The following is a 7,455-nucleotide window of genomic DNA, read 5'->3' as shown; positions in this document are numbered from 1 at the left end:
CGGCTCAATAGCCTACTTCAGGGAGGACCACTTTTCAGGGGGCAGACCACACGCAGCACCCTATCCGAGCGCCATGCACTCGATTCGAAAGCCGAGGACGCTGCCTCAATAGCCGCGAGAGCCTCGCTCTCGCCGCCGTCTGCGTACAAACCGATTACTTCACCTGTTGCGGGATTGATTGATTCCTTGTGAATGCCGGAATCGATCCATTCACCATTAATCCAGTTGAGAGCAGGCTTAAGAGTCATATTTTTCCCAATTCGATGCAGACCGGTTACACTCAATCGGTCTCGCCACCGCGCACGTTCATGATTCCGCGCACGCCGAAGCCACCGTCTGTATTGATAATCACGCCTGTCATAGGCCCCGCGTTGGCCCTTGAAGCGAGCAGCACGTAAGGGCCACAGTAGTCACTCGGAGTTGGCGCAATTGCCAACGGAGTAATCGATGCCAACATTTCTTCAAAATTCGCGCCCTGATTTGGCCGCGTGTCTGCCGTGCCTGTCGCCGCGAGACCCGAAAGGTTCGTACGCATACCGCCTGGGGCCACGCCGTTGACGCGTATCCGAGGCGCCAACTCGTGTGCGAGTTGCTTCACTACTCCCGCGAGAGCATGTTTGGACGCGGTGTAGAGCGCTCCGCCACCGCCCGCGTAAAAGCCGGCGCTCGATAGCGTGAAAATCATGCTTCCTCGTGATTCACTCAATGGACCCAACGCAGCCTTCGCACCGAGCAAGCCCGCCTCGACGTTCACAGCAAAGAGTTCCCTGAACGCGCTCGATAGCCTGTCAGGATCGATCGTCTTGAGAGGCTGGAAGTTGTCGAAGACGCCCGCGTTGGCAATAAACGTATCCAGTCGCCCGAAGCGGGCGACGACTTGCTGCACAGCCCGTTCGTTATCCCGCCACGTCGTCACGTCGCCCACGATCGCCTCGACCCGGTCCCCAAGTCGGGCCTTGGCGTCGGCCACGCGCACGGCGTCCCTATCGACCACCGCCACACTTGCGCCCTCCGCCAGAAACCTCTCGGCAAGCGCCAAACCCAAACCCGACGCGCCACCGGTGATAAGTGCGACATTCCCCTTCAAACAATCCATCCCACGCTCCTCTTCCATCGTGCGAAGCCCACCCTCTTTGCGCGGCGCGCTGCTGAACACCCCCGTCGTTCGTAGGGCGCCCTTGCGTGCTCGCCGCCGCACATTCATACTGACGTTGTGTTCACTGTGAGCATAGTGTCATTAAATTTCGCCGATTGTGCTGCTGGGGATTTCCCTACCTGACGAGCGAGTCATCTCGTCTGATTTGGGGACAGATTTGATTGCTGGACAGAAGAGGACCCGTAAGCCGCACGAGGGTGCGGTAACATCACTACCATTCCTGGCTGAGCGCCGAGAGCGCTTCGTTCACCAGCTGTTCACAAGCATTGACGTATTGAATTTATGCCGCCTCGCCCGCCGAAATCCGCCCCCGGAGAAGACCACCGAGTCAGAGTTGCAGCCGAACGCAAGGAAAGAACACGCCTGAAATTGCTGGAGACTGCGCTCGCAGTGATTTACGACAAGGGAACTGATGCCGTTGTGATCGATGACTTCATCACGGCAGCGGGAGTTTCGCGCGGTACGTTCTATAACCACTTCAAGACGCTTCCCGACTTGTTGTTGGCTCTCGCATCAGCTATGAGTGACGAGTTTGTAGCCGCAGTGAACGACTACATCCTCACCTGCAAGAGCCCCCTGGAAAGGCTTTCGGCCGGTGTTAGGCTCTATATGAGCATGGCGCTCAGATATCCGATTTGGGGCACATTTCTCAGTCGAGTCGGCGACCGTATCGCCGTGCGCGGGCAGCCAATTGAGGGATACATCACACGCGACTTGACGGACGCGAAAAACGAAGGATTGATCGTCATTGACGATATCCTCGTTGCTCGCGATATGGTTGTAGGTTCGATTTTCTATGGGATTGGCACCATGGTCAGCGAACCTAGTCATAGCCAACACCCGCAAATTCTCGTAGAAGCGATACTGCGTGGACTACGCGCACCGGATACGCTTATACCGAGTCTCGCTCATGGGCCTTTGCCGAATATCACGTCGATCGATAGCCCACTGTTTTCGAAGATCAAGCCCGACACCCCGGAGACACACAAACCATGACCGACAACCATGGCGCCATAGAGTGGTCCGACTCATTCCTTCTTGGCTTTACCCCAATGGATGACGTACACGCAGAGTTCGTCGACCTGATCGGACGTATCCAAATGGCCGACGACGCAGACTTGCCCGAGCTTTTCGACGCTCTTAAGGTACATCTCGAGCACCACTTCGAACTGGAGAACCAGTGGATGGTGGAGACCAACTTCCCGCCCAGAGACTGCCACATTGACGAGCATGCGGCAGTGCTGAAGTCCGTCGGAGAGGTGCAGGAGCTTCTTCGTGAGGGAAACACCGCGATCTGCCGTGACATCGTCAACGAACTGGCAAACTGGTTCCCGTCCCACGCCGATCATCTCGACTCGGCTCTCGCGCACTGGATGTCCAAACTTCGATTCGGCGGCAAGCCTGTGGTTCTGCGGAAAGGACTGTCGCTGGGTTAGCAGACCGCGAACATTTTCACCCCCTTCTTTCGCCCCTCCGGTCCGTAGCCCGACGTCTTTAGGCCAGTCATGGTTGACGTCCTCCCCGCCCTCAGCTTGCGGCTGCCGCGCAAAGCGCGGGAAGAGGGTAGCCCCACTCCCTCTCGGAAACGGGGCCCCCGAAGAACGGAGCGTGCGATTTTCACTGCATAGTATGTTGGTAAACTCATACGGCAGAGGATTTTTTGTTTATCGGTCGCGGCTTCGGATGCATGAGCCGAACCGACGGGGTTGGACCGCGAGCGGTAAATAAAAAATCGTTTGTGCTGAACCGCTCCGCAGGCGGTGGCAGTTATGGGCATTGAATGATCGGCGAGGTCATCCAGCGTGTGCCACCCGCGTTGGCCGGGCACCGGACGACGATGAAGCTGAGTGGATGCGTGCGTGCGGTTGGTGCGAGCGTCGAGTTGGCGAGGTCATTGGTGCGGATTCCGGGGCATTCGCCTACGGCAAAGACCCGATGACGCAAGACCGGGCACGTTGCCATCTGGAATGCATGGCAACGTGACCGGCCGTGGTGCGAACGCGGATCAGTGAACATGGTGAGCGGGTGGCGGCGCACGCGGCAGTGCGCCGGGCAGGAAGGTTTCGATGCAGACCATGTGCCCCTTGCCGCAGACGGGGCATTCGCGCAGGGACCTGCCAGTGAGTCGCTCGTAACGGTCGCGGTAGTCTTCCGTCGGGTCGGGCATGTCGTCCGGGGGAGCCACGACGCCGAGCAGCCGGCGGCAGGTGGCGAGGCGGGCTGCCCGGTGGCAATTGGCCAGCAGGCCGTAACTGCGGATGTGCTTGAAGCCGACGGGCGGCACATGCAGCAGGAAATGAAATGAACGCGTCCCACCCGTGAATGTGAGCGCAAAGGAAGCTGGATCCTCACAGGCCAACGGGCATCGATGTGGCACACAACATGGGAAAATACTGAAGTTTCCAGGGCAAACCGGAGGATCCATCGTGAAGCTTACGCCAGTTGGGATTGACATTGCAAAGTCGGTATTTCAGGTCCACTACGTCGATCAGGAAACCGGAGAAATCGTGAACAAGCCGATCAAGCGGGCAAAGTTTCTCGAGTACTTCGCGAACCGGGCTCCGTGCCTGATCGGCATGGAGGCGTGCGGCGGATCGCACCACTGGGCCCGGCAACTGACGAACATGGGTCACGTGGTAAAGCTGATGCCGGCGAAGTTTGTGAAGGCGTCAACATCCGCAACAAGAGCGATGCGGCGGACGCCCGTGCAATCTGGATGGCCGTTCAGCAACCCGCTAAGCCCGTCGCGGTGAAGACCGAGATACAACAGGCGATGCTGGCGCTACACCGTATGCGGCAGCAGCTGGTCAAATTTCGCACGATGCAGATCAACAACCTGCGTGGACTGCTGATGGAATATGGAGAGATCATGAGCAAAGGCCGGAACAAGCTGAACAAGGAAATACCGGTCGTGCTCGAACGGATCGCGGGGCGCCTGCCTGCCGTGCTGATCGATACGTTTCGCGAGCAGTGGAATGGACTGGCGAAGCTGGACGAACAGGTTGCCGAGATCGAGCGCCGGATGCGCGAGTGGAAGAAGGAAGACAAGGCGGTGAAGGCGGTTAGCGAAATTTGCGGCGTCGGGCTGCTGACGGCAACGGCAGCCGTCTCAATGATGGGTGATCCGAAAGCATTCAGTTCGGGGCGGGAGTTCGCCGCATGGGTTGGCCTCGTGCCGAAGCAGACCGGCTCGGGCGGAAAGGTGAACCTGCACGGGATCAGCAAGAGAGGCGACACCTATCTGCGCACACTGCTGATCCATGGCGCGCGTAGCGTCATAGAGAACGCAAAGGAGCCCGGCGAGTGGGTCGAGCAGATGATGAAGCGGCGACCAAAGAATGTGGTGGTCGTTGCATTGGCGAACAAGATGGCGCGGACGATCTGGGCCGTGCTGGCCCATGACCGGCCGTACCAGAAGGCCTACGTGAGCGTGAAGCCTGCCTGAATGGTTCACGCATAGCGGAAGATCAACGTTTAACACAGGGTGAACGTCGAAAGGTTGCGCAGCAATCGAGTGTGATGACAAACCAGGTAGGACCGGGACTCGCTAAACCTGAATCCGCCGTCGAGCTTCGAGCTCGCGCAGGAAATGAGGTGCGAGTCAGCGTATTTCATAGAGGCCCGCAGCAGCAATACCGGCTGCAACAAGGCCGGATATAAAGCTGCAGCCCATCCTGTCTGTCCGAACACACGAAAACTGTTGCAAACGGGACGCGTTCATATAAAGCGGCGGATGAATTCGTCGGCCTCGAGCGTCATGGTCTTCGTTGCAGCGGGGTGTTTATAGTCTTTCCACCGGAAGATGACGTGGCCGTCGTCGAAGCTGACCAGCCGGTTGTTCGAGATGGCCACGCGATGGGTATAGCGGCCCAGGTAGTCGAGCACGTGCCGGGCGTCGCCGAACGGCGGCTTCGCGTAGACCACCCACTCCGCCTCTGCGGCCGGCGCGAGAAAGGCGGAGAATGCCTGTGCGTTGGCGAGCGGTTCAAGCTGGCCGTAGAAATGCAGTGCGCCGGTGTCGAAGGCGTGGCGCAGCTGTGCGAGAAACAGACGCCGGAACAGTCGCGAGAGCACCCGCACGGGCAGGAAGAATCGGACGTGTCAGGAATTTCGTGTGCTGAGGTCGGTTAAAAGATCTCAGCTGATGGCGGCGGTGAATCGCTCGCCGAACAGAATGGCGAACTGATTGACTGCTTGCCGCCAGGTGATAGGCGGCATCTTCCAATCCTTTTCGATGTTGCGCAAGGCCAGAAACAGCAGTTTGCTGGCGGCTTCGTCGCTCGGGAAGTGGCCGCGGTTCTTGACGATCTTGCGCAACTGCATGTGCATGCTCTCGATGGCGTTCGTCGTATATACGATTCGACGCACCTCGGGCGGATAGGCGAAGAAGGGGATCACCTGTTCCCATTGGCGCTGCCACATGGCCGCGACGGTAGGGAATTTGCGCCCCCACTCGCTCTGCGCAAAGGCGTCGAGCGCCGCTGCCGCCGCCTCGGCCGTGGCGGCCTGATAGATCGGCTTGATCGCGGCAGCCAGCGACTTGCGGTCCTTCCAGCTCGCCAGATTCAGCGAATTGCGGATCAGATGCACGATGCAGGTCTGGATTTGGGCGGCCGGATAGACCGCCTCGATCGCTTCGGGGAAGCCGCGCAAACCATCGACCACCGCGATCAGGATGTCGTGCAAGCCGCGGTTCTTCAACTCGTTGAAGACCTTCAGCCAGAACTTGGCGCCTTCCGTTTGCTCGATCCACAAACCCAGCACTTCCTTGCGGCCGTCGGCGCGGATGCCCAACGCCAGATAGACCGCCTTGTTCTTGACCGTGCCTTCGTCGCGGATCTTCAGCCGCAGCGCGTCAAAGTACACGATCGGATACATGGCCTCGAGCGGGCGTTGCTGCCATTGCTCGACGTCGGCCAGCACCTCGTCGGTGACCGTGGAAATCAGATCGGGCGACACCTGCAGCCCGTACAGTTCCAGCAGATGGCCCTGAATCTCGCGCACGCTCATGCCGCGCGCATACATGCTGATGACGTGGTCGTCGAAGCCCGGCAGCCGGCGTTGATACTTGCCGACCAACTGCGGCTCGAACGTCGCCTGCCGATCGCGTGGAATATCCAGCGTCAGTTCGCCGTTGGGCGTGAGGACCGTCTTGCGGCTTGTGCCGTTGCGGTGGTTGCCCGCCTTGCCTTGCTCGGCCTCGGTTTCCAGATGGTGGCTCAACTCGGCCGCGAGCATGCGCTCGGCCAGTTGCTTCTTGAGCTGGCCGGCCAAGCCCGATTCGCCCAGGATCGACTCGGCATCCTTGCTCTGCACCTGGGCAAGCAGTTGATCGATCAGCTCATCGGGGAACAGCTTCGGCGCCTTCGGGTTCTTGCTCTTCTTGGTCACGGTTGCATCGGTCATAGGACGTTATTTCCGTTATCGTCTCATGGCCTCGGCACACTAAAAATCTGACAGGCCCGTGTGCCACGTGAGTGCCCGCAATCCCAACTTTTACCAAGTGCTGCTCCGCATCGATCAGGACCTCGCCGAACAGACCCGCGCGCTGCGTTGCCGCTGCGGCGGTGTGCTGCACAGCGCCCGTTATCCCCGCAAGCCGCGTGGCGTTCCACGCGAAGCACGCTCCAGCTGCAATTTCCGGTACAGCTTCTGCTGTGCTGACTGCCGCCATCGCACCACGCCATTGTCGGTGCGCTTCCTGGGCCGGCGCGTGTATGTTGCCGCGATCATGGTTGTGGTCAGCGCCACGCGCGCCAGCGCGGGCACGGCCGCGGCGATGCGCCGGCTCGATGCGCTGGGCGTGCCGCCCTCGACGATCGCGCGATGGCGGCAATGGTGGACGACAGACTTCGTCAGCTCGCCGTTCTGGACGCTCGGGCAGGCGATGTTCGTACCGCCCGTCGATGCCGGACAGGCGCCCGCAAGCCTGCTTGAGCGCTTCGCCGCAACGCAGCCTCCCGAACCACTGATTGGCCGTGGCGAGACGGCCTCCAAGGTATCCGCACCCCGCGAACTTGGAAGAAGTGCCTTGATATTTTATTAGCATATGCTAAATTAGAAAAATATGAAACACAAGCTGCCATGATGGGTAACAAAAAAGACCAGTCGTTTTTGCAGGACGGCGCGACCAAGGCTGCGGCCATGCTGCGGGCAGTCGGCAATGAGCATCGCCTGCTCGTTCTCTGCCTGCTGATCGAGCATGGCGAGATGACCGTCGGTGCCCTGCACGAAAACGTGGCGCTGAGTGAGCGTGAGCACGTAAATCGATGGGGCAATGAGCAACATAAATGATGTTC

Annotated in this window: 5 protein-coding genes and 4 pseudogenes; 5 read left to right on the top strand and 4 right to left on the bottom strand. The window is 59.6% G+C overall.

Annotation, left to right across the window (positions count from 1 at the left end):
• Positions 1–280: 280 nt before the first annotated feature.
• Positions 281–1,096: a 3-(cis-5,6-dihydroxycyclohexa-1,3-dien-1-yl)propanoate dehydrogenase gene (gene hcaB, locus ACSHSS_RS29280; RefSeq protein WP_445545903.1), complete on the bottom strand. Its 816-nt coding sequence runs from the start codon at positions 1,094–1,096 to the stop codon at positions 281–283.
• A gap of 342 nt (positions 1,097–1,438) precedes the next feature.
• Between hcaB and ACSHSS_RS29275 the strand changes: the two genes are divergently transcribed.
• Both ACSHSS_RS29275 and ACSHSS_RS29270 read left to right on the top strand, forming a co-directional pair.
• Positions 1,439–2,152 (top strand): TetR/AcrR family transcriptional regulator, encoded by a 714-nt coding sequence (locus ACSHSS_RS29275; protein WP_445545902.1) that lies wholly within the window; start codon positions 1,439–1,441, stop codon positions 2,150–2,152.
• Positions 2,149–2,592, top strand: a complete 444-nt coding sequence (locus ACSHSS_RS29270; protein WP_445545901.1) for a bacteriohemerythrin — start codon at positions 2,149–2,151, stop codon at positions 2,590–2,592. Before ACSHSS_RS29275 ends, ACSHSS_RS29270 begins: the two co-directional genes overlap by 4 nt.
• A 569-nt stretch (positions 2,593–3,161) precedes the next feature.
• Here ACSHSS_RS29270 and ACSHSS_RS29265 read toward each other — a convergent pair.
• Positions 3,162–3,452, bottom strand: a pseudogene (locus ACSHSS_RS29265) (transposase); the annotation flags it as partial.
• Between the two features lie 130 nt (positions 3,453–3,582).
• On the opposite strand from ACSHSS_RS29265, the pseudogene ACSHSS_RS29260 reads away from it, so the two are divergent.
• Positions 3,583–4,601, top strand: a pseudogene (locus ACSHSS_RS29260) (IS110 family transposase).
• 275 nt (positions 4,602–4,876) lie between these two features.
• On the opposite strand, the pseudogene ACSHSS_RS29255 reads toward ACSHSS_RS29260, so the two are convergent.
• A pseudogene (locus ACSHSS_RS29255) lies at positions 4,877–5,248 on the bottom strand (transposase); the annotation flags it as partial.
• Between the two features lie 45 nt (positions 5,249–5,293).
• Positions 5,294–6,562, bottom strand: coding sequence for an IS256 family transposase (locus ACSHSS_RS29250; protein WP_025647994.1), 1,269 nt, complete (start codon positions 6,560–6,562; stop codon positions 5,294–5,296).
• A 67-nt stretch (positions 6,563–6,629) separates the two neighbouring features.
• Here ACSHSS_RS29250 and ACSHSS_RS29245 point away from each other — a divergent pair, with 67 nt between their 5' ends.
• Together ACSHSS_RS29245 and ACSHSS_RS29240 are read left to right on the top strand one after the other, a co-directional pair.
• Positions 6,630–7,202, top strand: a complete 573-nt coding sequence (locus tag ACSHSS_RS29245) for a hypothetical protein (protein WP_341354155.1) — start codon at positions 6,630–6,632, stop codon at positions 7,200–7,202.
• A gap of 38 nt (positions 7,203–7,240) precedes the next feature.
• Positions 7,241–7,408, top strand: a pseudogene (locus ACSHSS_RS29240) (transcriptional regulator); the annotation flags it as partial.
• Between the last annotated feature and the right edge of the window lie 47 nt (positions 7,409–7,455).

The organism is Burkholderia sp. BC1 (assembly GCF_052683555.1).
Note: the sequence above shows the minus strand (reverse complement) of the source record. Positions and strands in the feature narration are given on the sequence as shown.